Below are 21,498 nucleotides of genomic sequence, written 5' to 3' on the forward strand. Positions count from 1 at the left end.
CGTTGTTAGGCAGTTATTTAGCATTCTTGCCTAGTGTCTCTGCGCATAGGGCAATCACACGGAATAACGGACCACGATGCTGAGCGCGGTTTTAAAGACTGGCTTTCAACTGGGGCCGCTATTGTTCGGCCTCTTGTTCATCCCGCCCGTCACGGCGCAGGTCGTGACGGCGTTGGATTGGACGCCGCCCCTTGGTCTTGCGCCGCTGACCGCCGGTTTCGTCCTTGGCGGCATTTGGGGGCTCTACGCACAGTGGCGTGGAAGCTGGCTGACATGGCAGCCCTGAGCGAACTCAAATCCGTCGCCGAAGAAGGCAATCGCCTGCTCGCGCGGCGCGAACAGGTAATCGCGCGGCAGCATATGGGCGGTGTGCCCTGGTTCGCGGTCGCTTGGGGACTGGGCAATTTTGCAATCTGGCTGGCGCTATGGCCGCTCGTCATATTTGGCGCCTTGCCAGTCTGGGCGGCATTTCCGATTGCCACGCTCAACGTCATTCTCTGCTATCTGCCCTCGCACGAGGCGCAGCATGACATCATCGGCCGCAAAGGCACGAAATGGCGCTGGCTTAACGAGCTGGTCGGCCATGTATCGACAATCCCGCTCGTCCTGCCCTATCGCGCGGCCAAGCTGACGCATCTCGAACATCACAAACACACCAACGACCCCGATCGCGATCCGGATTATAGCATGCGCGCGAACGGCCCGCTGCATATGATCTGGGTCAGCCTCAAGAACCGCCAACCGGGATCGAACCGCGGCCTGCGCGGATATCGCGATGCGCTAATCCGGATCGGGCGGCCCGACGTCGTCATAGACGGCATGCTCTATCAGCTCGTCTTCTATGGCGTGCTATGCACCGCCGCCTGGGCGGGGTACGGTATCGAGGCGCTGATCCTGTGGTGGCTGCCGCGCCATATCGGCACGGCCTATATCCAGTTCTTCCTGAGCTGGGCACCGCATCACCCGGCCACCGAAACCGGCCGATACCGCAACACGCGCGCATGGCGCAGTTCGCTCGGCAATATCGCATCGATGGGCATGCAGTATCACATCGTCCACCACCTCCATCCGTCGATACCGCTGACGCGCACCGCGGCCGCCTATCGCGAACTCCGACCGATTCTCGAACAACGCGGCTGCCGACTGGACGATCACTGACCGTCCAAGCGCCTTGATCTGACGCGCGCGACCGCCAATGGTGCGGCGAGCGGGAGTGGAGCGGGCAATTATCATGAGAAAACTGGCGAAGATCCTTGGGGTCATCGTGGCGATTCTGGCTGTGACGGCGGCGATCAACGCGGCGCTCAACAGCCAATGGTATGCGCGGCAGCAGCAGATAGCGGCGCCTGACACGCAATATGATGTCGTCATCCGCCGCGACAGCTGGGGCGTGCCGCACATATTGGGCGAAACGGATTCCGACGCCGCGTTCGGCCTCGCCTATGCCCATGCCGAAGACGATTTCGCAACGCTGCAGGAGGTGATTGCGAGCTCGCGTGGCCGGCTCGGCGAGATCACCGGGGCGGCCGGCGCGGCACAGGATTATGCCTACCATCTCTTCGACGCGCGCAGCGATGTCGAAGCGGGTTACGAACGCGAGCTTTCCCCCGACACGCGCGCACTGATTGAAGCCTTTGCCGACGGGTTGAACCTTTATGCCTCGGAGCATCCCGAGGAGCTGCGGCTGCGCGGTCTGTTTCCCGTTACGGGTCAGGATGTGGCGACCGGTTTCGCCTTCACCTCGCCTTTCTTCTACGGGATCGACCGTACGCTGAGCGCGCTCGCCGCCAGCGAAGACCCGCCGCGTAACGGCGAGCCGTCAAGTGAGCGCGGGTCGAACGCCTTCGCCATCGCGCCGAGCCGCGATCCGGACGGCGAGACCAAGTTGATCGTCAACTCGCACCAGCCCTGGACCGGTCCCGTCGCCTGGTACGAGGCGCATGTGACGAGCCGCGAAGGCCTCGACATGATGGGCGGCCTTTTCCCGATCGCCCCGCTGCCCCTGCTCGGCCATAACCAGCGGATCGGTTGGGCGAATACCGTCAACCGCCCCGATCTGGTCGATGTCTACGAGCTGACGCTCAACGAGAGCGGCGACGCCTATCGCTTCGATGGCGAATGGCGGGAGCTCGAAAGCCGCCGCATATGGCTGCACGTCCGGATGGGTCCGTTCGTGCTCCCCATTCCCGAAACCGTGTACCGGTCGATCCACGGCCCGGTAATGGTCAACGACAACGGCGCCTTTGCGATCCGCTATGCCGGGATCGGCGAAATCAGACAGGTCGAACAATATTATCGGCTTACGCGCGCGCAGAGTTTCGATGAATGGCTCGACGTCATGCGGATGCAGGCGATCCCCGCCACCAACTTCATCTATGCCGATGCCGATGGCCGGATTGCACGGCTCTACAATGCGCGCTTTCCGGATCGCGCCGAGGGTTTCGACTGGCGCGGCATATTACCTGGCGATACGAGCGAGACACTTTGGACGGCCAACGTGCCGTTCGAAGCGATGCCCTTTCTGATCGATCCGGCATCGGGCTATCTCTTCGATACGAACAGCACACCCTGCATCGCGACCGCCGAGGCCGACAATCTCGATTGCGCGACCTTCTCGCCCCTGCTCGGCGTCGAAAGCAACGAGACCAACCGCATGTACCGCGCTGCAGAACTGCTCGCGGCCGTCGAGGGCATGATCGGCTGGCCCGAACTGCGCCGGATCAAATATGATGCCGGCTATTCGCGGCGATCGGCGGCCGGGCCCTATTTTCGGGCGATAGCGGCCCTCAACTTCGATGCGGGCGACCTGTCCGACGCGCAGCAACTGCTCGCCGAATGGGACTGGTCGCTCGACGGCGAAGGCCGCGCCGATGGGCTTGCGGCCCTGGTCCTTCGACACATCATGCTCGCCGCCTATCTGGGCGACCCGCTGCCCGAACCGCGCGAAACGTTCGCTGGCGCGGTCGACTTTCTGATGACGACGCACGGCCGGCTCGACGTCCCGTTGGGCGACGTGCTGCGCCTGCGGCGTGGCGAAACCGACCTAGCGCTCACCGGCGGACCCGACGCGTTACGGGCGATCTACTGGAGCGATCCGGAAGACGGCGCCCATGCAGCGACGGCCGGCGACAGCTATATCATGGAGATCGGCTGGGACTCCGACGGCCGCGTCTATTCGCGTAGCGTCCATCAGTTCGGTGCTGCGACCACCCGCCCGGACTCGCCGCACTATGCCGATCAAGCCCCGCTCTTCGTCGCCATGGAAATGAAGGATACATGGTTCCATGCGGACGATCTGACGCCCAACATTGTCTGCCAATACCGCCCCGGCGAAACAGGGCGTACACCCGGCGGAGACGCATGCAGCTACTAGCCTAGAGCCCGAGCGCCTCGCGCAGGAAGCTTTCAGTCTGCCGAAGCATCTGCGTCCGCGCGTCGGAATCCCGGAGTCCGTGGTCCAGCCCTTCGAAGATAATCAGTTCGCTTGCCTGGCCTGCATCGTTCAAGCGATCATGCATCCTGCGCGCCTGACCGATATCGACATTGATGTCCTCATCGCCGTGGAACAACAATACAGGAGCCGTTATCCGATCAGCGTGCCGCGCAGGCGAACCCGCCGTCAGATGTGGTCCCGATCCGATATATTCCGCAACATTGCGTCCGTTGGCAAAGGCCATCGCATCTTCCCGAAGCGCCGGGAGATCTGTAACCGGCGCAACCGCAACGATTGCCTTCAGCAAACCGGGTTCGAGAACACCCGACTGAAGAACGGCATAGCCGCCATAGGACCAGCCAACGCCCGCCATTTGGTCGGCATTGGCGATGCCTTCCGAGATCAGCCAGCGCGCGCCATCGTTAACGTCGCCAATCGCGGTTTCCCAGCCGCGAAACCCGTTCTCCACAAGCCAGCCCTCACCATAGCCGTAAGAGCCGCGGAAGTTCGGCTGGAGGACTGCAAAGCCCTGATGTGCGAGGAACTGCGCCAGCCAATCGAAGCCCAGTGTTGTCCGCGATTCCGGGCCACCGTGCGGCATGACGATTGCCGGCAGGTCTCGACCGTCGCTGGCGGGCGGCATGGTCAGATAGGCTGGAATCATCGTGCCATCGGCAGCCGGGTAGCGCACCGGCCGCACCTCGGCGAGAGCGACGTTTTCGAGTTGTGGCCGGGCGAGCAGAATCTCGTTCAATGACTGCGCCGATCTGTCGAACACATAATAACGGCCGGGTCCCGCGACCGCGCCCGCCCGCACAAGCAGCCGGTTTTCATCGTCGCTGGCATCCAGAAAGGTCACCTGCGGATTGCCCGGTAACGCGCTGGTCAGCGCCTGGTGCAAGGCCTCATACTCGGGATCGAAATATTCGACGATATTCTCGTCTTCCGAGTAACCAACCCCGATGACGCGGCGTTCTCGGCCGATGCGAACAAGCCTGCTGACGTCCACCTCCGGATGCGCATAGACAAGTTCGCGCTGCAATGTTCCGTCCAGAGCTACGCGAAACAAGGCGTCACGACCGTCATGCCGCTCAAAGCCGTAAACGGCATTCAGATCCCGATCGATCGCCATGGGAAGGAAGCCGGTTCGCTCTAGCCCATTATAGACGCCGAAATCGTGCCACTCGTCGCTGTCGGGCAGCCGGTAATAATAATTGCGGGTGGCGCCAACCATGCCAGTGGCACCGCGCACGGATATTGTCGCCCGCATCCGAACCGTGCCGTGGCCGTCGCTCAGAAAACGGACGTTCCTCCAGATCGGGCGTTCGACCTGATTCAAATCCCCATCCACGGTGTTTATCCGAACGACGCCGAGTCCTTCATCGTCGTCAACGACTCTCGTAGCGCCCCGATATTGTTCGGGCACATAGACGCGCGTCATCATGACAGTACCCTGTTCGTCAGGAAGCCAATCGATGATCGAACCGTCGAATTGCCGATTGTTGCGATACATATTGTCGCGCTGGCCGAGCGTTCTGGCATCGGAACCGTCGTCATCGACCGCAAATAGGCGTGTGACCGGATAGAGTTGTCGCGGATCTTGCACCATTGCATAGATCTGACACACCAACCGCTCCTCGCTGACGAAGCGGCACCAATCGAGCTCCATCGGATCGCCATCGGTCAGCGTGACGATTTGTGATCGGCTCGCGCCGACATCGGCAACATAGGCGCGCGTTTCCTCGCCTGGCCCCGGCCCGAGATACACAACCCGATTGCCGCTCGGCGACAGCGCGATCGAACGTACGGCCTCGCGGCTGCCGAAGGCCTCGGCCGGGTCATCGAGTTGTTGCGCTGTTGCCGGCGTCGCGACAGCGAGCGCCGTCGCAAAAGCGAAGACTGTCCTGCAAATTTTCATTGTCCCTAACCTGATCCCTACCCCGATATGCGGATCGCTATATGTATACGATCATTGGAACAAAACCCCCTCGATCACATTAGCCGGAGAAATCCGGGCGAGTGTGGTAGACGGCCGAATGGACAAACGGTTCGGCATTCGGCTGTTCTGGCTCACGGTCGGGTTGGTTTCGCTCGGCCTCGGCATTATCGGCACCGTCCTGCCGCTTATCCCGACCACGCCTTTCCTGCTGCTCGCGGCATTCGGCTTCGCCCGCTCTTCGCCCCGGCTCGCGGCATGGCTAGAAAACCATCCGCAATTCGGCCCGCTGATCGCAAACTGGCGCGAGCATCGCGCGATCGGGCGGCGGGCCAAGATGGCAGCGATGCTCGTCATAATCGCTACGCCACTTGTCAGCCTCGCCCTCGGTTTCGATGGCTCGATTATCGGCGTTCAGCTCCTCGTCCTCGGTGTCGTCGCCATTTTCATCCTGACGCGGCCGGACGCGCCCGAGTGAAACTCGCTATCGGCCACGGACGCGGTTTTCGATTGCGGAACCGGTCGCCGCGCGAGTAGTTAATAGCGCATAAGAGGCCGCCTGTGCGGCCGTACACACCCGGGAGAGACGATCTTGAAATTCCGAACCACTGCCGCATCGGCCATTACGGCGAGCGCATTGTTTTTGGCGCCGGCCACGGCCGTCGCGCACAGTGACCAAGCCGCCCCGGCGATCTCAGCCGAAACGGTGCGGACGCTGACCGAAACCATGTCCTCGGACGAATTCGAAGGCCGCGCGCCGGGAACGGCGGGTGGCGAGATGACTGTCGCGTTGCTCGCCGAACGTTTCGAGGCTGCGGGGCTGCAACCAGGCAACAATGGCAGTTGGTTCCAGGAGGTGCCGCTCGTAAGCATCACAGCCGATCCGGAAACGGCATCCTTCTCCTACACCGCAGACGGCGAAACGACCGAACTCGCCTATGGCAGCGAAGTGGTGATCGGCACGCGGCGTGTCGTGCCCGAGCTCGCGATCGAAGACGCCGAGCTGGTGTTCGTCGGCTACGGAATTAACGCGCCCGAACGCGGCTGGAACGATTATGAGGGTGTCGACATGACGAACCGGATCGCCGTGATCCTCGTCAACGATCCCGATTTCGAAAGCCCGGCCAGCGAGGGTCTCTTCGATGGCCGCGCGATGACCTATTATGGCCGCTGGACCTACAAATACGAAGAAGCCACACGTCAGGGCGCCGCCGGCGCGATCATCGTCCATGACACCGCACCGGCGTCCTATGGCTGGAACGTCGTCGAGAGCAGCTGGTCCGGCCCGCAGCTCAATATGGACGCGGCCGACAATCATATGAGCCGTGTGCCGATCGAAGGCTGGATGACGAACGACGCGGCGCGCGCGATGCTTGCCGCAGCCGGTCAGGATCTGGATGCGCTGAGCGCGGCAGCTCGCGAAAGCGGCTTTAGCGCCGTTCCGCTCGGCATCACGGGCAGCGCGAGTGTCGAGAACGCTATCGAGCGTCAATCGTCGCGCAACGTCATCGCGGTGCTGCCGGGCAGCACGCGTCCCGACGAATATGTGATCCATACCGCGCATTGGGATCATCTGGGCCGCTGCACGCCCGCGCCCGATGGCGACGATATCTGCAACGGCGCGATCGACAATGCGACCGGCACCGCTGGACTTGTCGCGCTCGCCGAAGCTCATGCGGCGGCCGGGCCGGCGGAGCGTTCGCTCGTCTTCCTGGCCGTGACAGCCGAGGAATCGGGGCTGCTCGGGTCCGTTTACTATGCGGCCAATCCGGTCTTCCCGCTCGCGCAGACGGCTGGCGGCATCAACATGGATGGGCTGAACGTAAACGGCGAAACCAATAATGTCGTCGTAGTCGGTTACGGCAAATCGGAGCTCGAAACCTATCTCGCCCGCGCCGCGGCCGCGCAGGGCCGCGTCGTGGAACCCGAGCCGACGCCCGAGGCCGGCTATTTCTTCCGCTCGGATCATTTCGCACTCGCCCGTCCCGGCGTGCCGATGATCTACGCCGAAGGCGGCGAGGACCTTGTGAATGGCGGCCCCGAAGCGGGCGCCGCCGCCGCCGCCGATTATCGGGCAAACCGCTATCACGGGCCCAAGGACGAGTTCGATCCGAACTGGAACTGGGACGGGGCGATCCAGGATCTTGAACTGTATTACGCCGTCGGGCGGGAGCTCGCCGATTCCGACGACTGGCCGAACTGGAACCCCGATGCCGAATTCCGCGCCGCGCGCGACGCATCGCGGCCCGCATCCGATTAATCCGAATCCAATAGGAGAGTGAAAATGACCCGCACCATCGCCATGATGATTGCCGCAAGTGCAGCAGTTGCCGCGCCCGCCCTCGCCTTCCAGGCGCAGGGCGAGCAGCAGGAAGCCGAACCTTCCATCCTCGAACGCGTGCTTGATCGCGTCCTCGGTCCCGCCGAGCAGCCGCAAGCCGAATCCTCTACTAGCGAAGCACCGGCGGCCGCACAGGGCGGTCTCTATAGCGTGCTGGCCGCTGACTATCGGGCCGAAGACCGTGCGCGGGATCGTTATCGCCACCCGGCCGAAACGCTCAACTTCTTCCAGGTGCAGCCCACTATGACCGTGGCCGAATACGGGCCGGGCGGCGGATGGTATACGCGCGTACTGGCGCCCTATATCGCGCCGCAGGGCCGTTATCTCGCGGTAAACGCTGACAGCTCCGGCCGCGAACTCACCGAAGAACAGCGCGCCCGTGTCGAAAGCTGGCCGCAGCGTTTCCCGGCAACCGTCGAGGAATGGACCGGCGTGCCCGCCGGCTCGGTCACGGCTTTTGAAAGCGACGAGGTGCCGGAAGCGCTTGCCGGTACGATCGATCGCGTGCTGATCTTCCGGTCGATCCACGGCCTGCGCAACGGCACGATCGCCGATAGCGAAATCCGCAACATCCGGGCGATGCTGGCGGACGACGGCATGGTTGGCGTCGTCCAGCACCGCGCGCCAGCAACCGAGACCTGGGAACGTTCGCGCGGAACCCGCGGCTATCTGAAGCAACAGGACGTCATCGACCTGTTCCGCCTCAATGGGTTTGAACTTGTATCGACGTCAGAGATCAACGCGAATCCGAACGATCCCGCCAATCACGAGCCCGGCGTCTGGGCCCTGCCGCCCGTGCTCACGCATGGCGACCAGGATCGCGACCGCTATGTCGCGATCGGCGAAAGCGACCGGATGACGCTGCTGTTCCGCAAAGCGCGCTAGTTTCGCATTTCCACTGCCCGCGCGAACACCGCTTCGAACATCGCGTCGGTAAGCCGGCCCGTATTTTGGTTGTAGCGCGAGCAGTGATAGCTATCGATCAATAGCGGGCCGTCTGGCAGCGCATGTTCAGCCAAGTGCCCGAACTTGTGCCGCCCGGGAACTTCTCCATATGCGCGCACTACCGACGCATGCGCCACCGTGCCGAGGGCGACGATCGTGGCTAGGTTAGGCAGACGACTCAATGCCGCGACGAGAAACTGCCGGCACATATTGATCTCGGCCGCGGTCGGCTTGTTCTGCGGCGGCACGCATTGGACCGCGTTGAGGATCATCGCGCCGTCAAGTGTGACGCCGTCCTGCGCATGACCGGCATAGTCGCCGCGCATCATGCCCACCTTGGCAAGCGTCTTGTACAGTAATCCACCGGCATGATCGCCGGTAAAGGGCCGCCCCGTACGGTTCGCGCCGGTCAGGCCCGGCGCGAGACCGACGACGGCGAGCCACGCGTCTGGGTCTCCGAAGCCGGGCACGGGCGCGTTGAACCAATCCGGATGCGCCGCGCGCTGCTCGGTGCGGAACGCCGCCAGCCGCGGGCACAGATCGCAATCGGGCGATGGGGTGATACTGGCGTCGGTCACCGCGCTGCGATAGGCGGGCTCGCGTGATGGATACAAGTGGGATCAAGACGCGCTATCTCCTGGGCTTGGGCTCGAACCGCTATCGCAGCGGCCCGCCGCGTCTGACGATCGTGCACGCCATTTCCGCCCTGCAAGACGAAGGAATTGAGATCGAGCGTTGCTCTACGATCCGAACGACGCCGCCGCTCGGCCCCGGACACCGAAACTATGCGAATGCGGCCGTGCTCGTCCGCACCGACAGGAATCCGCCCGCCCTGCTCGCGCTGAGCAAGGCCATAGAGGGCCGGTTCGGCCGCCGGTCAGGCCGGCGTTGGGGCGACCGGATCATCGATATCGACATATTGCTGTGGTCAGGCGGGTGCTGGGCAGGCGATGGGTTGATTATCCCCCACCCTTCGCTCGCGATGCGCCCATTCGTGCTGACGCCGCTGGCGGAAATCGCGCCGGACTGGCGCCACCCGATCAACGGCCGCACAATCCGCCAGCTTCACCATCGGCTGCATCGCAACATGCCGGTTGACCGGACGGCCAACCGTCCCTAGGTCGCACGCGGTGGTCGGGCCCTTAGCTCAGTTGGTAGAGCAACTGACTTTTAATCAGTAGGTCGCTGGTTCGAACCCAGCAGGGCTCACCACCTTTTCAATGACTTGAGCGCGAGATGAGCGGCGCGGGACATCGTCTACGTCCGCTGGGGCAGCAGTGGGGCATCAGAGCTACTTCACACTGTCGGCTACGAGGGGTTTTTTCAGCAAACCATATTGCACGTAACGCTGTTGGTGTGCATTGTAGCCAAAATGGCTTTTATGGACCTAGCCGCATGAAAACCCTCTCCGCGAAGGATGCAAAAAATCGCTTCGGTTATCTTATCGATACTGCCAGGCGGGAGCCGGTATCGATTGAGAAGCACGGTCGCGCTGTCGTGGTGGTGCTTAGCGTCGAAACATATGAAACCCTGGAAAGCGGCCGTCCCGAGGCACACAGGCGGTGAGTGCTGAGGGTTTGGTATTTCCAGTCATCGATCTTTTTGCAGGTCCGGGTGGGCTTGGCGAAGGGTTTGCAAGCTATCGCGGATACGACCGACAACCCGCTTTTGAGTCTGTCGTTTCGATCGAGCACGACGAAAACTCGTTTAATACGCTGCATCTGAGACATTTTCTGCGCGCCTGCCCCGGCGACGAATTTCCAGATGAGTATTACGATTATCTCGACGGCAGTATCACTCTTCCCGAACTCCACGATCTATATCCAGAGGCAAAGCGTTCAGCTGATAATTCGGCCTTCCGAGTGTCGCTGGGACCCGAAAACCATGACCACGTTCGCTCACTTATCGAAGGCAAGATATCAGGACAGGACAAATGGGTTCTGGTCGGCGGACCGCCCTGCCAAGCCTACTCGCTCGTAGGAAGGTCCCGGATGATGGGGAACCCGGATTTCGAAAAGGACGAGCGCCATTTTCTGTATCGCGAATATCTCAAGATCATTGTGGACCACGCACCCCCTATTTTCGTCATGGAAAACGTGAAAGGGCTTCTATCTTCGAGAGTCGGCGGTGAATTAGTCATAGAGAAAATCATCGCCGACCTTTCTAGTCCAGTGAAGGCACTAGAACACGATACGAACGGCCTGAGATACAAGCTATTCCCACTCTCAGGAGAGGCCCCTGAGAACGAACCCGCATCAGCACAGTCATTTCTGGTTCGCAGTGAAGAATTTGGTGTACCTCAAGCGAGGCATCGAATGTTCATTGTAGGGGTTCGGGAGGACATTGCGCTGGCACCTCAGAGGCTCACACCACATGGTCCTCCAACGGTCAGACAGACAATTGGAGACTTGCCGAAGATCAGAAGCGGCATATCCAAAAGCGAGGATAGTTCAGATGCGTGGTGCCGAGAGATACAAGCGCTCGAACACACCGTAACTGAGCAACCGGATCGACCAAGACTATTCGGTGACGAGCTTGCTACGCGCGTAAAGCAGACTCTGGAACAGGTTTCGGCTGGATTGGAGAAGACCTCTTCGAGTTATCCCGGTAAACCGCGTGTGAAGCACCAGGCTGTCACCGGTCTGTACGATGACCGTCTGACCACGCTCGTCGGGCATGAAGCAAGAAGTCATATGCCTTCCGATCTAAGGCGTTATGCATTTGCAGCTGCATTCGCGTCTCATACAGGACATAGCCCTAAGCTCTCCGATTTCCCGACCAGCCTTTTGCCCAACCACAAGAACGTCGAAATGGGAACTAAAGGGAAGATGTTCTCAGACAGATTCAGAGTTCAGCTTCCCGATGGCCCGTCCACAACAATCACTTCGCATATCTCTAAGGATGGGCATTACTACATACACTATGATCCCGCGCAGTGCAGGTCACTGACAGTAAGGGAAGCGGCACGTTTGCAGACCTTTCCGGACAACTACAAATTCGAAGGGCCAAGAACGTCGCAGTACCATCAGGTTGGAAACGCGGTCCCTCCTTACCTGGCTCGTCAGATTGCGCATGTAATCGCTCAGCTTCTTGATGAGGCAGACGAGCAACCGACGTGACTGATCGAATCTCACAAGAGCGGCGCAGTTGGAACATGTCGCGTATTCGAGGGGCAGATACAAAACCTGAAACTCTTGTCCGGTCGATGCTTCACAGAGCAGGTTACCGATTTCGGCTGCACGATCGAAAACTCCCCGGCCGGCCGGATATCGTTCTCAAAAAATACAGGACAGTGGTCTTTGTTCACGGTTGCTTCTGGCATCGACACGAAGGGTGTCCCGCTGCAACAACTCCCAAAACGCGTGTAGAGTTCTGGACCGAGAAATTCGCGGAGAATGTACGGCGGGACCGTCGGAACGTGCGGGCGCTAGCGGAAGCCGGGTGGCATGTCATCACAGTCTGGGAATGTGAGCTGAAGGCCAACCCATCTCAGGTTTTGGCGCGCGTTCAAGGCGCCCTAGAGGAGCAGCTGCCTCCACAAGATTGATATATTCGCTGTATGAACACCCTCATGGGCTAGACATTTTGTATATATACGCTATATGTGTCCTCACACATAGGAGATATATATGCGCGACAAACGGCAAAAGTTCATCGAACTCGCGGAGTCGCGGGTCAATCGGGCGATCAAGGATCTGCGCCTGATCGGGAATCTGGCGAACACCAACTCGTATGAATACAGCGAGAGTGACGCGAAGGAGATTTTCAAAGCGCTCCAGACAGAATTGGATACCGCAAAAAGCAGGTTCACGGGTGGAGGGCGAACCGGAGCTGACTCTTTCCGGCTGAGCAGCAAATGAAAAACGAAATGGAAAATATCGGACTCGAGTTTCTGACAAACGAAGGCGGCGAGGCTGAGGGCCTGAGTGACGCCGGCATCGAGACTTTTCGTGAGAATCCCTTTGCCGCAGTTGCACGAGAAACGGGGCAGAACAGTCGGGATGCAAGGGCGGACACCGATCGGCCGGTTCTGCTCAAGTTTGACATGATTACGATTCCTGCCGCCGAGTTCCCATCGGTGGAGGAATACAGGGAGGCAGCGCAGCTTTGTCTGACGAAATCCGAGGATAACGAACGCGAGAAAGAAACCGGGTTTTTCCGTAACGCAGTGTCAGTTCTAAACGCTGATGAAATCCGGATTTTGAGGATTGCTGACTATAACACCAAAGGCGTTCGCGGGCCGTGCGAAGAGGGTCGGCCCTTTCACACCCTAGCCAAAACCGACGGCATGAGCGTGAAAGAGGATATCAGTTCGGGCGGTTCCTTCGGTATCGGTAAGAACGCTACTTTTGCGCTTTCTGATCTGCAAACGGTCTTCATTTCGACGCGTTATCTCGACGCTGATGAAACCGAGCATAATCTCTGTATGGGGAAGACTCAGTTCATCTCACACACCGATGCCGACGGGATAGAAAGGCGGCGCAAGGGCTACTGGGGCATCACAGACGGCTATATGCCGCTCGATAAGCTCGACGAAATGCCCGATTGGCTAAGGCGTGACGAACAGGGGACGTCGATCTTCTCAATCGGCCTGAGGGACACGAGAACAGACTGGCGGTATGAGATCACCGCCGAACTCCTGATAAATTTCTTTGCGGCAATCGAACGGCAGGAGATGGAATTCGAGATCGACGAGGCCTCGATTCTCATCAACCGCAACACTATTCAGAGCCTGTTTGCCGATGAGAGCGTCAATAAGGCAGTTGATCAGCTGAACGTGCGCTATTCTTTTGATGCGGCAAGGACCCTTCATCAATGTCTCACAGGCAACCAGACTTCGTCTGAGATACTGACGGTTCCAGACCTCGGAAACGTCAGGATGAGCATACTGCTCAGGGATGGCATCGGTTATACGATCGGTATTATCCGCAACGGCATGTATATCACCGATAATCTTGCATACTTCAACGAACCCTTCAAACGCTTCCCTCTGCATCGCGATTTTGCTGTAATCATTGAACCCGAGGGCTCTACTGAAAGTGAGTGGTTCAAGAGGCTTGAAAACCCTCGTCACGATGCGTTGTCGGCAGACCGGATCACAGACCCTCAGCTGCGAGAGAAGGGGCAAAAGGCGTTCGAAACGCTTGCTAAGGAAATTCGGACGCGCATCCGGGCCGCCGCCAAGAGTGAGCCTGAAGATAGCATCGATCTCGACGAACTGAATGAATTTTTCGCAACGGACGGCTCCAAAACCGAGGACCCCGAAGGAACCGAGACGGATCCGAGGGCAAAAAAGCCGACGGTCATCAAGCCGTCAAAACCGAAGAAGCCTCAACCGGAACCCGAGCAATTCGGCGCTCCCGATGATCCGCCGGGTCCAGGCCCCGGACCAGGCCCTGCGCCACCCGGACCAGGACCGGTTCCCCCCGGTCCAGGCCCGAATCCAAGGCCGCGTGCCCGGAAAAATCCCGTGGAACTGATTGCCGAACGCGCTTTGATTCCGGATACTTCAAGGCTCTCACTTCGACGTTTACTTTTCACCTCGCCCGTCACCGGCGACTTACTCATTGTCGCGAAAGCAAGCGGCCTGAACTCTGAAGAAGACCTGCCGATCGCTAAGACAACCGTCGGTAGCATTGAAGAAGGCGCTCTAGCGATTTCCTGCAAAGAGGGAGATCGAACCACCGTCGATGTTGAGTTCGATGTCGAATACGCGGGGCCGATTGAGATGTATGCGCACGAAATAAATGAGAATGGGGGCGCAGCATGAAGCTCGATGAAAAGATGCGTTATCCGCATCCCGTCCTTAGCGAATACTCGACTGACTACATATCCGGTGAGTTTTCAGCCGAGTTCACTCATAGGCAAACCGATGATAATGATCTGGTTATCGAGTCAGAAATTGGTATTTCTAATGACGAACTGCGCTTGCTTATTGAACAGAAGAGGGCATCTGTCGGGTACTTCATAGTCTGCCGCCGAACCTATTTTAATCACTTGCAAGAAGCTCCTCTCGGACGAACAGAAAAGTTCTTTGACCTCTCCTCTCTGTTTGGCTTGGTGACGCTACGTCCGGTTGTTTGGACATTGGGTACTGTCAAGGATTATCAGAGCCCACCAATCGACAGCGAGTTCGGCGACGATATAGTCCTTCCAAAAGGTTCTGTGATCGCAATGGGTCCGGAATTCAGGTTCTCCGTGGACCCAAAAAAATTCAAACCCTTCGAAACGATATTCAGCCTTTCAGTCAACGAGAAGGTTGCGCCCGGTATGATCGAAGTCGATCCATATCAGCGGAAGATTGAGATTTCCGCCGAGAAAAACACGCATCGCTCCCTCGCCGATATGCGTAATGTGACATTCGGCAAACCCGTGATGCTGAGCTCGGTCTATATGCCGGTGGTCATCGACGTTATCGCACGGCTTCAGGGTGGCGATACAACGTTGAGGTCGCAACGCTGGTATCAGGTTTTCGAAGCTAAATGCGATGACCTGGGGATTGACCCCGCGGATGGCTCGGTTTCTCCCCTGCAGTTGGCACAACAGCTCTTGGCGGCTCCTCTGCTGGGAACGATCACAGCGGTGGAGAAAGCCGAATGACAGAGCAGCTCAAGCACATTTCCAATCAGACCTTGGCGGATCTGCTGGAGAACATTGAAGGCAATTTAGAGCGCTATCGAGGTGACGGTTTTGGTGACTTAGCCGACAAACCATCGTGGGACATCGCCCTTCAGATTGAATATGATGGCAAGTTGCTCGGCACTCTCAACAAAACCCAGCAGCGCAACATCATCGAAATCGATCTCGAGAACTCCAAGATCGTCGGCGAGGCTCTTGTGAACCTTACACCTGCTCTAGCGAATGAGGAGCTGATCTGGACGCGATTGTCACACATTGAGGGGTTCGAATATTCGCAGGCCCGCTGGCTCGGCCAGTCAGACAATGACGATCTGATTTCTGCGGTTCAAACTCACATGTTTGCCCCAACGCAAACGGCCGTACGAGATGACCATTCGCTTTCCAGGCTTTGGTGGAATTATCATATTGCGAAGAGCTGTTTCCCGGATGAAGTAGAAAAAGCTCTGGGACTCATCCTCAAATCCGCTGACATCCGATCGAATTTTGTCGAACGGGTATGGATGAGCAGCCGCAGAAACATTGCTGCTGCAATCTTGCGGGAGATGGAGAGGACCCCTGCAGCCACCGCCACGGAGGAAAGTTTCCGGAAGCTAATGAAAGCCATCAACCGGAATGGAGGAGGCATAGTTTTCGAAGCACTGAACGCCGCCGAGGCAGACGCATTTGTATCTGAGTGCCAGAAATATGCCGAAACCGTTTAGTAGACCGCTCCGCCGAGGAAAACGGGCCAAACGCAGTAGCGGAAATTTCTGGAACGACACCGAACTTGCTGCGGCGGTGGATGCGTATCTTTACATGCGGCAGCTAGAAGTCTGTTCAATTTCGTTTTCGGCAGCCGAACATTCAAAGGTGCTGCTGGATGGCCCGCTTCATTCAAGAAATGAAGCCTCTGTTCGCTACCGAATGCGCAATATCTCGCACGTCCTCATAGAAAGAGGTGAGCAGGCTCTAGCAGCTTTTTCACCTGCCCCCCAAGTCGGGCGCAATGTTAAGAAGCGCTTGAATGCGATTCTAGACGCCCGCCACGCTACACTACGATCAATCTCCGAGTTAAAGAGCCAATCTTATGCCCGCGCAACTGCGCCCCAAGTCCTTAAACGCCTGAAACATCTGAAAGACAAACTGCAAGAGATTGAGCCCACCGAATCTGCTGGCATAGGTCACAACAACCCGCCGGGGAGCTTCAATATCTCCGAAAGCGATATGCAAGTAGTCTTGGAGGCTGTTCAGAAAATTGAGCAGGATGTGACCTCGGATAACCCTGATCAAGTTCGCATAGGGCTTTCATCCGCAACGCTGACGAAATTCGGCCTTAGGATAGCTATGTGGATGGGAGAACGGGTCACGGATTTTGCAAAGGCAGGTGCCGTAGCAGCAGGTACTGGAACAGGCCTCGCCATCTCAGGTCTCGGTCGCGAGATTGTGGAAACGCTCGGCACACTATTCGGATGGCTTATGTAATCCTCCTCATATTAACTGCGTGCGGATACCTACTATTCGTGTGGTGGGGGTTGAGAGGTAGAGAGAATCCGCTGCACGTCCAATAAGTCAAAGCCTGCACGAATGCCTTCGATTGTAACGCGCTGCCCAGCCAGCTTCCGCGCTTTCCAACCCCAGCCGACATCAAGCTGCCAAACCCCGCCTCCATCCACTTCAAGCGCGTACAGGCCGTGTTGCGACGGGCGCAGCATACCCGTCACGGTGTGACGTGTTCCCAACGGCATTTCCGGTGTCTCCCCGAAAGTCGATTGCGGTGCGCCCCCGCTTTCGACTTCACGCTGATCCCTTGGTGATCGGGGAGTTAGTAAACCGAAGTGACTCGGCCCTACGACCTTTAGGCCGGAGCCCTGGACATACGTCGCAGGCTCCCCGACCATAGGGTCAAGAAGTTTGGCGCTATCGTGGTCAGCGCCAACCAGTCACTTCGGGGTTACTAATCCCCAATGCCGTGCGTGGCGGCATCACCAAGCTGTATGGGACAGGTGCGGCTTTCAGGCAATGGAAAGCTGCATAGCCGGGGTTGGGCCTGATCTTCGCCAGAGTATTTCGTATAATCGCCCAGCACTAGCGACATAGAGAGGCCATCATGGGCGGCATCAATTCCGGGCGGAAGCGCAGCGTCCATCGCGGCGCAGTCGAGCAGTTTCCCGTCATCGACATGCGCGTGCTGAAACGCGCTGGGCTACTGAAGCCCGATGAATGCACGTATGACACGTTATGCTGGCGAAATCAGGATCTAGAGGCGCTTGAGGTTCGAATTTTTGTCGATTTGAGCGACCAGGACGACGCGTCGATACGAATTGTCGGTGATGCTCCGACCAGCGCGCAGCGATCGAGTGCGTTCCCTGCCCTTTCGGCGGCTATCGCTGCTACTTTCTCTGTCCGCTGACCGGCACACGCTGCGAGCAGCTTTTCCTCGTCGATGGTGTCTTCGCTTCGCGCAAGGCCCACAGACTCGCCTACGCCAGCCAGAGCGAGGACGAGCTGTCGCGTGCCCGCCGCAAGGTGCGCAAGCTGTATAGGCAAGTTGAGGGAGATACGCGCTTCGCCCGTCCACGCGGCCGGAAACGATACAACAAAGTGCAGGAACTCAGACAGGCGAAGCGCGATGCCGGAGACATCTATCGTGCTAGGTTGAGCGTTGTGGTGGACAGTTTTCAATAGTTCGACGCGAGCTCCTGACAAATGGCTCTCGTTTCTGAAAGCTCATGAGCTATACGGCGGATAAGGAGACCAGCAATGTCCAATAGCAAGATTGCTCTGATTCACTGGAGAATTAAGGATGACGGCGTTGAAGAGTTTCTGCGACATTGGCGAGAGAATAATCGAATAGAGGATCGCTCAGGTTTGATTGCGGAATTCCTGAGTGATTCACTTAAGCCAAGTGATCTGCCGTTCATCACATGGCATCTCGATGAACAGTCTTTGGGAAACTTTCGATCATACGTGACGGTCGGTATTTGGGCCGATGGTGACGCTTTCGCCGAACAGATCGCTCGATATTTTAACGACGATAAACCGATGCTCCCATTCGAACAGTTTCGGCGCCGGCGTGTTGTGTTTAGGCCAGTTGAATGGCGAATTGGCGAAGCCGCAATACCCAAAGAGGACACGCCGGGCGTCGCTTAAGCACTCTGAAAACAATCTGCAATTACGGGGCAATTATCTTATTGAGCGCAGAGTGCAGTAGAATAACGATCTGGTACCCGCTGGTGACCCGGCGTCTCGAATTGGTGGTCGAAAGGCACGCTAAATCGCAACTGATGACTGCTCGATAGACTCATTTAGAATCAGTAGGTCGCAACTACCCAGCTACGAGCCACCGTAGGCCGAGCGGTATTCGGGAATGCGGGTAAGCTGCCTGTCTACTGCTGACCGCCTAAATCCAATTTCGATCAGGGTTCGTCGCCCCTCGCGAATGTGCTCCAACATTTCCCCGACACCGCCGCGCATTGCGACAAAGTCCGCGCCGAAGCTGTAGCTCGATCTCCAAACTTCCGGATCGCCGAGCTTGCAGAGGTATAATCGCGCGGGTCGAAATTTGGTGCGCGTGCCCCGGACCTGAACAAAGTCTGCGCACACAACTGTCTCTTGAATGGGCGTCTTCCACATATCGAGTCTCCTTCAATGCGACTCGACGCTACCTGCAAATGTTAACAAGAAATCCCGTTTCCAAAAAATCCTCACGCGTCTGAGGCTTTTCCCTGACAAGCGCCGGAACCCAATCTTATTGAACTGGTCGTCGAAGAAAAAAGGCGATCATCATGACTCATGCAAAACCTGCCGATTATGACCACCTCATGCGTCACGCTCGGACACGGTTTCCGAATGCGTCGGTGACGATTTCCTACACGGACGACGAACGCATTTATATCGACGTGGACGCCGACCGCTACGCCTTCGACATTGGGAGTGACGACGACGAATATCTGTTCGTTGGCCGCGCCGGAACTTTCGCCATCCCGCTGATGGATTGGGAGTGAAGGCGCGACGATCAACTCCTGCATCACCAGAAGGAGAAAACCATGCCCACCAGCACACCAACGAAGACTGTCACACTGGCTGACCTCTGCACCGAGTTGAAAATCAAGCCCCGCGAAGCACGAATGATGCTGCGGCTCGCCGTCTCCCAGAAAGGCGAATATCCCGCCCTGACCGAAGAGCACGTCCCCCGGCAACCTTGGCAGTGGGCCAAGGGATCGAAGGCGCTCACGGAGGCGAAGAAGGCGCTGACGGCCCATCAAAACGCCTGACACACCGGAAGTTGCCAAAATCATCCTACAGGTCGGTTTTGGCAATTTTCCAGCATCCATCCTCCTTGACCACACCAATGTCTTTCGCGGCACGGCGCAATGTCCGTTCCGAGAATGACCGCTTTTCGCCTGCGGCAAGGACGTCTTTCACTGGCCTGGGGCCATTGGCCAGCATCTGACGAAGGAAGGTGATAGCGGCCTTCCTCGCATCGTCGGGGCGACCAGCCTCCCCCGACCTAGGAGCAAGATCCTCGGGCCGGATGTCCACCTCCCCTAGCCACTTGAGCTTCGGCACTTTGCCCCGCCTGTAATCGCCGTCCAGAAGCTCATACGCGAGCGATCCGCCGCGCTCGGAGAGGTTGTGCTTGATATGCATCATCACCCGCACATCCTCGTCCTCCGGATGCAAGCCGAGCATCATGGCCGACCGGGCGGCGGCGGTGATGTCGATTGATCCGAGACCCCGATAGATGGCCTTGTCCTTGCTGCCCTTGGTGAGGTGGCGCAGACCGATGATCGTAATGTTCGTCCGCTTGGCCAACTCAGCGAGGCGCGCCATGAATGGGCGGGTCTCGTTGGCCTTGTTCATATCGATACCACCGCGCATGTAGGCTAGCAGCGGGTCAAGAATGACCAACTCGACCCCCTTCTCTGTCACGTGCTTCTCGATCCACCCCAAGGCTTCGTCTTCGAGCTGGAAATAGCGGGTGGTGTAAGTGATCCGATCAAGGTCTGCCCCCATTCGGGAAAGCCGTCTGACCAGAGTAGTGTCCGGGTCGTCCTCTGCGCTCATGAAGAGCACATTCATCGGTCGCGCCTCGTCCTGTCCCGGCAGGGCGATCCCCGCCGAGAAGCATGCAGCGACGGTGCACAGCAGGTAGGTCTTTCCGGTTCCGGGATCACCTTCGAGCAGATTGACCGCCCCGCGCACCAGATAGGGAAACCACGAGAATTCGACATCGCGTGGCTCGACATCGGCCATCTCTGCAAACAGGTCTGCGTCAGCAGCGGTGTAACGTCCGACGCTTTGGGCGATCTGGCGCACTTCCTTGGCCGGGAGCGATGGCTTGCAATGACCTTCGTTGATTGCGGCTAAGGCAGTAAACATGAAGTCCGGACCGTAGCCGTGATGCCGCAGCGAACCCGCGATGCTGGCCAGCGCAGAATTCCGTCGCCCCTTGGAGATCATATTGGTGTCACGCTCATCATCGGCGGTTTCGGCGTGGCGGTCCCGGTTGATCGCCTCGATGGTCTTTTCCGGCAACCTGACGATGTTCTGGCTTAGCTTCTCCGTCTCATATCGCCCGCCATCGGGGTGTTCGCTTTCAGGGAGAAGCACATAGCCCGACGCTATGATATCGAGGTCGGGACCCAGCTTGATCCGACTGCCTGCGATTTTGCCATAATGCCGATAGTATCGGTGAGACCCATTGCGGGTTTTGACCGTGAGAGTTCGCGGCAAAGGACCGAGCTTCTTGGCCGCTTTTGCTCCCTTCGGGCCGTCAACATCCACCACCAAGAATTGGGTTTCCCGCATTACCGCCGCAATGTTGATGCGGTCATCTTGCAATAACCAACTCTTGATCTGATCGAGGTCAAGCGTCGCATCGTGACTACCATTCGGGCAGAATCTCGGATCGGGCGCTTTCGAACGGCGCTTGACCGCAATGACGCCGATCTTGTCGAACACCATGCGGCGAGCGACGCGCAATTTGGCACGAGCACGCTTCGAGAGACGAGGAGAATTAGCCATTGGCCTCCTCCCCGCCGACTTCGATCAGGCCGAGCAGATACGCCTCGACGGCCTCTGCTGGCCAGACGACATTTCTCGGTGTCAGATACTTCCGGCGGGGGAAAACGCCCTCGCCTTCAAGTCTCAGCAGCGTTGTGTTTGATAATCTTATCCCACGCCGGAACAGGTCGGTGCGGTCATAAAGCATTTTATCCATGT

Annotated in this window: 25 protein-coding genes and 1 tRNA gene; 20 read left to right on the forward strand and 6 right to left on the reverse strand. The window is 58.4% G+C overall.

Annotated features, from left to right (window positions below):
- The first annotated feature begins 76 nt into the window (after positions 1 to 76).
- From ACTS1Z_RS14920 to ACTS1Z_RS14930, 3 genes are all read left to right on the forward strand, one after another.
- The gene (locus ACTS1Z_RS14920; RefSeq protein WP_442625260.1) at positions 77 to 286 is read left to right on the forward strand and encodes a hypothetical protein; all 210 of its coding nucleotides are present in this window, start codon (positions 77 to 79) and stop codon (positions 284 to 286) included.
- Positions 274 to 1,158: a fatty acid desaturase gene (locus ACTS1Z_RS14925; protein WP_442625261.1), complete on the forward strand. Its 885-nt coding sequence runs from the start codon at positions 274 to 276 to the stop codon at positions 1,156 to 1,158. Before ACTS1Z_RS14920 ends, ACTS1Z_RS14925 begins: the two co-directional genes overlap by 13 nt.
- 73 nt (positions 1,159 to 1,231) lie before the next feature.
- On the forward strand, positions 1,232 to 3,373 hold the full coding sequence (locus ACTS1Z_RS14930; RefSeq protein ID WP_442625262.1) for an acylase: 2,142 nt from the start codon (positions 1,232 to 1,234) through the stop codon (positions 3,371 to 3,373).
- A 1-nt stretch (position 3,374) separates the two neighbouring features.
- On the opposite strand, the gene ACTS1Z_RS14935 is transcribed toward ACTS1Z_RS14930, so the two are convergent.
- Positions 3,375 to 5,351, reverse strand: a complete 1,977-nt coding sequence (locus ACTS1Z_RS14935; RefSeq protein ID WP_442625263.1) for an alpha/beta hydrolase family protein — start codon at positions 5,349 to 5,351, stop codon at positions 3,375 to 3,377.
- Positions 5,352 to 5,469: 118 nt separating this feature from the next.
- Here ACTS1Z_RS14935 and ACTS1Z_RS14940 point away from each other — a divergent pair, with 118 nt between their 5' ends.
- From ACTS1Z_RS14940 to ACTS1Z_RS14950, 3 genes are all read left to right on the forward strand, one after another.
- Positions 5,470 to 5,847 (forward strand): YbaN family protein, encoded by a 378-nt coding sequence (locus tag ACTS1Z_RS14940; RefSeq protein WP_442625264.1) that lies wholly within the window; start codon positions 5,470 to 5,472, stop codon positions 5,845 to 5,847.
- A 114-nt stretch (positions 5,848 to 5,961) separates the two neighbouring features.
- A complete protein-coding gene (locus tag ACTS1Z_RS14945; protein WP_442625265.1) occupies positions 5,962 to 7,629 on the forward strand; it encodes a M28 family metallopeptidase in 1,668 nt (555 codons plus the stop codon).
- 24 nt (positions 7,630 to 7,653) lie between these two features.
- Complete coding sequence (locus tag ACTS1Z_RS14950; protein ID WP_442625266.1) at positions 7,654 to 8,595, forward strand: class I SAM-dependent methyltransferase; 942 nt, start codon at positions 7,654 to 7,656, stop codon at positions 8,593 to 8,595.
- On the opposite strand, the gene ACTS1Z_RS14955 is transcribed toward ACTS1Z_RS14950, so the two are convergent.
- A complete protein-coding gene (locus tag ACTS1Z_RS14955) occupies positions 8,592 to 9,233 on the reverse strand; it encodes a uracil-DNA glycosylase (protein ID WP_442625267.1) in 642 nt (213 codons plus the stop codon). The genes ACTS1Z_RS14950 and ACTS1Z_RS14955 overlap by 4 nt on opposite strands.
- A 26-nt stretch (positions 9,234 to 9,259) precedes the next feature.
- Here ACTS1Z_RS14955 and folK point away from each other — a divergent pair, with 26 nt between their 5' ends.
- The 10 genes from folK to ACTS1Z_RS15005 all read left to right on the forward strand — a co-directional run bounded on the left by folK (position 9,260) and on the right by ACTS1Z_RS15005 (position 16,755).
- Positions 9,260 to 9,775, forward strand: a complete 516-nt coding sequence (gene folK, locus ACTS1Z_RS14960; protein WP_442625445.1) for a 2-amino-4-hydroxy-6-hydroxymethyldihydropteridine diphosphokinase — start codon at positions 9,260 to 9,262, stop codon at positions 9,773 to 9,775.
- Positions 9,776 to 9,791: 16 nt separating this feature from the next.
- Positions 9,792 to 9,867 (forward strand) — tRNA-Lys (locus tag ACTS1Z_RS14965).
- Positions 9,868 to 10,050: 183 nt separating this feature from the next.
- A complete protein-coding gene (locus tag ACTS1Z_RS14970; RefSeq protein ID WP_442625268.1) occupies positions 10,051 to 10,221 on the forward strand; it encodes a type II toxin-antitoxin system Phd/YefM family antitoxin in 171 nt (56 codons plus the stop codon).
- The gene (locus tag ACTS1Z_RS14975) at positions 10,218 to 11,774 is read left to right on the forward strand and encodes a DNA cytosine methyltransferase (RefSeq protein ID WP_442625269.1); all 1,557 of its coding nucleotides are present in this window, start codon (positions 10,218 to 10,220) and stop codon (positions 11,772 to 11,774) included. The genes ACTS1Z_RS14970 and ACTS1Z_RS14975 overlap by 4 nt, the downstream gene beginning before the upstream one ends.
- Positions 11,771 to 12,202, forward strand: a complete 432-nt coding sequence (locus ACTS1Z_RS14980; protein ID WP_442625270.1) for a very short patch repair endonuclease — start codon at positions 11,771 to 11,773, stop codon at positions 12,200 to 12,202. The genes ACTS1Z_RS14975 and ACTS1Z_RS14980 overlap by 4 nt, the downstream gene beginning before the upstream one ends.
- Before the next feature lie 82 nt (positions 12,203 to 12,284).
- Positions 12,285 to 12,515: a hypothetical protein gene (locus ACTS1Z_RS14985; RefSeq protein WP_442625271.1), complete on the forward strand. Its 231-nt coding sequence runs from the start codon at positions 12,285 to 12,287 to the stop codon at positions 12,513 to 12,515.
- Entirely contained in the window at positions 12,512 to 14,425 is a 1,914-nt protein-coding gene (locus ACTS1Z_RS14990; protein ID WP_442625272.1) for a hypothetical protein, read from the forward strand. Before ACTS1Z_RS14985 ends, ACTS1Z_RS14990 begins: the two co-directional genes overlap by 4 nt.
- Positions 14,422 to 15,255 carry a hypothetical protein gene (locus ACTS1Z_RS14995; protein WP_442625273.1) on the forward strand — a complete coding sequence of 278 codons (834 nt, stop codon included), beginning with the start codon at positions 14,422 to 14,424 and terminating at the stop codon, positions 15,253 to 15,255. The genes ACTS1Z_RS14990 and ACTS1Z_RS14995 overlap by 4 nt, the downstream gene beginning before the upstream one ends.
- On the forward strand, positions 15,252 to 15,995 hold the full coding sequence (locus ACTS1Z_RS15000) for a DUF6339 family protein (RefSeq protein ID WP_442625274.1): 744 nt from the start codon (positions 15,252 to 15,254) through the stop codon (positions 15,993 to 15,995). The genes ACTS1Z_RS14995 and ACTS1Z_RS15000 overlap by 4 nt, the downstream gene beginning before the upstream one ends.
- Entirely contained in the window at positions 15,979 to 16,755 is a 777-nt protein-coding gene (locus ACTS1Z_RS15005) for a hypothetical protein (protein ID WP_442625275.1), read from the forward strand. The genes ACTS1Z_RS15000 and ACTS1Z_RS15005 overlap by 17 nt, the downstream gene beginning before the upstream one ends.
- A gap of 32 nt (positions 16,756 to 16,787) precedes the next feature.
- Here the strand turns inward: ACTS1Z_RS15005 and ACTS1Z_RS15010 are convergent, their stop codons facing one another.
- Positions 16,788 to 17,171 (reverse strand): DUF5818 domain-containing protein, encoded by a 384-nt coding sequence (locus tag ACTS1Z_RS15010; protein ID WP_442625276.1) that lies wholly within the window; start codon positions 17,169 to 17,171, stop codon positions 16,788 to 16,790.
- A 209-nt stretch (positions 17,172 to 17,380) separates the two neighbouring features.
- Here ACTS1Z_RS15010 and ACTS1Z_RS15015 point away from each other — a divergent pair, with 209 nt between their 5' ends.
- Entirely contained in the window at positions 17,381 to 17,683 is a 303-nt protein-coding gene (locus ACTS1Z_RS15015; RefSeq protein ID WP_442625277.1) for a hypothetical protein, read from the forward strand.
- Positions 17,684 to 18,033: 350 nt separating this feature from the next.
- The gene (locus ACTS1Z_RS15020) at positions 18,034 to 18,423 is read left to right on the forward strand and encodes a hypothetical protein (protein WP_442625278.1); all 390 of its coding nucleotides are present in this window, start codon (positions 18,034 to 18,036) and stop codon (positions 18,421 to 18,423) included.
- A gap of 183 nt (positions 18,424 to 18,606) precedes the next feature.
- On the opposite strand, the gene ACTS1Z_RS15025 is transcribed toward ACTS1Z_RS15020, so the two are convergent.
- Positions 18,607 to 18,906, reverse strand: a complete 300-nt coding sequence (locus ACTS1Z_RS15025; protein ID WP_442625279.1) for a hypothetical protein — start codon at positions 18,904 to 18,906, stop codon at positions 18,607 to 18,609.
- Between the two features lie 152 nt (positions 18,907 to 19,058).
- On the opposite strand from ACTS1Z_RS15025, the gene ACTS1Z_RS15030 reads away from it, so the two are divergent.
- Positions 19,059 to 19,277 carry a hypothetical protein gene (locus ACTS1Z_RS15030; RefSeq protein ID WP_442625280.1) on the forward strand — a complete coding sequence of 73 codons (219 nt, stop codon included), beginning with the start codon at positions 19,059 to 19,061 and terminating at the stop codon, positions 19,275 to 19,277.
- A 42-nt stretch (positions 19,278 to 19,319) separates the two neighbouring features.
- Entirely contained in the window at positions 19,320 to 19,547 is a 228-nt protein-coding gene (locus ACTS1Z_RS15035; RefSeq protein ID WP_442625281.1) for a hypothetical protein, read from the forward strand.
- Positions 19,548 to 19,572: 25 nt separating this feature from the next.
- On the opposite strand, the gene ACTS1Z_RS15040 is transcribed toward ACTS1Z_RS15035, so the two are convergent.
- Together ACTS1Z_RS15040 and ACTS1Z_RS15045 are read right to left on the reverse strand one after the other, a co-directional pair.
- Positions 19,573 to 21,300, reverse strand: a complete 1,728-nt coding sequence (locus tag ACTS1Z_RS15040; protein ID WP_442625282.1) for an AAA family ATPase — start codon at positions 21,298 to 21,300, stop codon at positions 19,573 to 19,575.
- Positions 21,293 to 21,496 (reverse strand): helix-turn-helix transcriptional regulator, encoded by a 204-nt coding sequence (locus tag ACTS1Z_RS15045; RefSeq protein WP_442625283.1) that lies wholly within the window; start codon positions 21,494 to 21,496, stop codon positions 21,293 to 21,295. Before ACTS1Z_RS15045 ends, ACTS1Z_RS15040 begins: the two co-directional genes overlap by 8 nt.
- Positions 21,497 to 21,498: the final 2 nt, after the last annotated feature.

Source organism: Parasphingopyxis sp., from assembly GCF_052168295.1.
Classification (GTDB): Bacteria; Pseudomonadota; Alphaproteobacteria; order Sphingomonadales; family Sphingomonadaceae; genus Parasphingopyxis.

Excerpts from the sequence above, each read along its gene's own strand:
- ACTS1Z_RS14920 (WP_442625260.1), top strand. The coding sequence starts at position 77 with ATGCTGAGCGCGGTTTTAAAGACTGGCTTTCAACTGGGGCCGCTATTG.
- ACTS1Z_RS14925 (WP_442625261.1), top strand. The coding sequence starts at position 274 with ATGGCAGCCCTGAGCGAACTCAAATCCGTCGCCGAAGAAGGCAATCGC.
- ACTS1Z_RS14930 (WP_442625262.1), top strand. The coding sequence starts at position 1,232 with ATGAGAAAACTGGCGAAGATCCTTGGGGTCATCGTGGCGATTCTGGCT.
- ACTS1Z_RS14935 (WP_442625263.1), bottom strand. The coding sequence starts at position 5,351 with ATGAAAATTTGCAGGACAGTCTTCGCTTTTGCGACGGCGCTCGCTGTC.
- ACTS1Z_RS14940 (WP_442625264.1), top strand. The coding sequence starts at position 5,470 with ATGGACAAACGGTTCGGCATTCGGCTGTTCTGGCTCACGGTCGGGTTG.
- ACTS1Z_RS14950 (WP_442625266.1), top strand. The coding sequence starts at position 7,654 with ATGACCCGCACCATCGCCATGATGATTGCCGCAAGTGCAGCAGTTGCC.
- folK (WP_442625445.1), top strand. The coding sequence starts at position 9,260 with ATGGATACAAGTGGGATCAAGACGCGCTATCTCCTGGGCTTGGGCTCG.
- ACTS1Z_RS14970 (WP_442625268.1), top strand. The coding sequence starts at position 10,051 with ATGAAAACCCTCTCCGCGAAGGATGCAAAAAATCGCTTCGGTTATCTT.
- ACTS1Z_RS14985 (WP_442625271.1), top strand. The coding sequence starts at position 12,285 with ATGCGCGACAAACGGCAAAAGTTCATCGAACTCGCGGAGTCGCGGGTC.
- ACTS1Z_RS14990 (WP_442625272.1), top strand. The coding sequence starts at position 12,512 with ATGAAAAACGAAATGGAAAATATCGGACTCGAGTTTCTGACAAACGAA.
- ACTS1Z_RS14995 (WP_442625273.1), top strand. The coding sequence starts at position 14,422 with ATGAAGCTCGATGAAAAGATGCGTTATCCGCATCCCGTCCTTAGCGAA.
- ACTS1Z_RS15000 (WP_442625274.1), top strand. The coding sequence starts at position 15,252 with ATGACAGAGCAGCTCAAGCACATTTCCAATCAGACCTTGGCGGATCTG.
- ACTS1Z_RS15005 (WP_442625275.1), top strand. The coding sequence starts at position 15,979 with ATGCCGAAACCGTTTAGTAGACCGCTCCGCCGAGGAAAACGGGCCAAA.
- ACTS1Z_RS15010 (WP_442625276.1), bottom strand. The coding sequence starts at position 17,171 with ATGGTCGGGGAGCCTGCGACGTATGTCCAGGGCTCCGGCCTAAAGGTC.
- ACTS1Z_RS15015 (WP_442625277.1), top strand. The coding sequence starts at position 17,381 with ATGGGCGGCATCAATTCCGGGCGGAAGCGCAGCGTCCATCGCGGCGCA.
- ACTS1Z_RS15020 (WP_442625278.1), top strand. The coding sequence starts at position 18,034 with ATGTCCAATAGCAAGATTGCTCTGATTCACTGGAGAATTAAGGATGAC.
- ACTS1Z_RS15025 (WP_442625279.1), bottom strand. The coding sequence starts at position 18,906 with ATGTGGAAGACGCCCATTCAAGAGACAGTTGTGTGCGCAGACTTTGTT.
- ACTS1Z_RS15030 (WP_442625280.1), top strand. The coding sequence starts at position 19,059 with ATGACTCATGCAAAACCTGCCGATTATGACCACCTCATGCGTCACGCT.
- ACTS1Z_RS15035 (WP_442625281.1), top strand. The coding sequence starts at position 19,320 with ATGCCCACCAGCACACCAACGAAGACTGTCACACTGGCTGACCTCTGC.
- ACTS1Z_RS15040 (WP_442625282.1), bottom strand. The coding sequence starts at position 21,300 with ATGGCTAATTCTCCTCGTCTCTCGAAGCGTGCTCGTGCCAAATTGCGC.
- ACTS1Z_RS15045 (WP_442625283.1), bottom strand. The coding sequence starts at position 21,496 with ATGGATAAAATGCTTTATGACCGCACCGACCTGTTCCGGCGTGGGATA.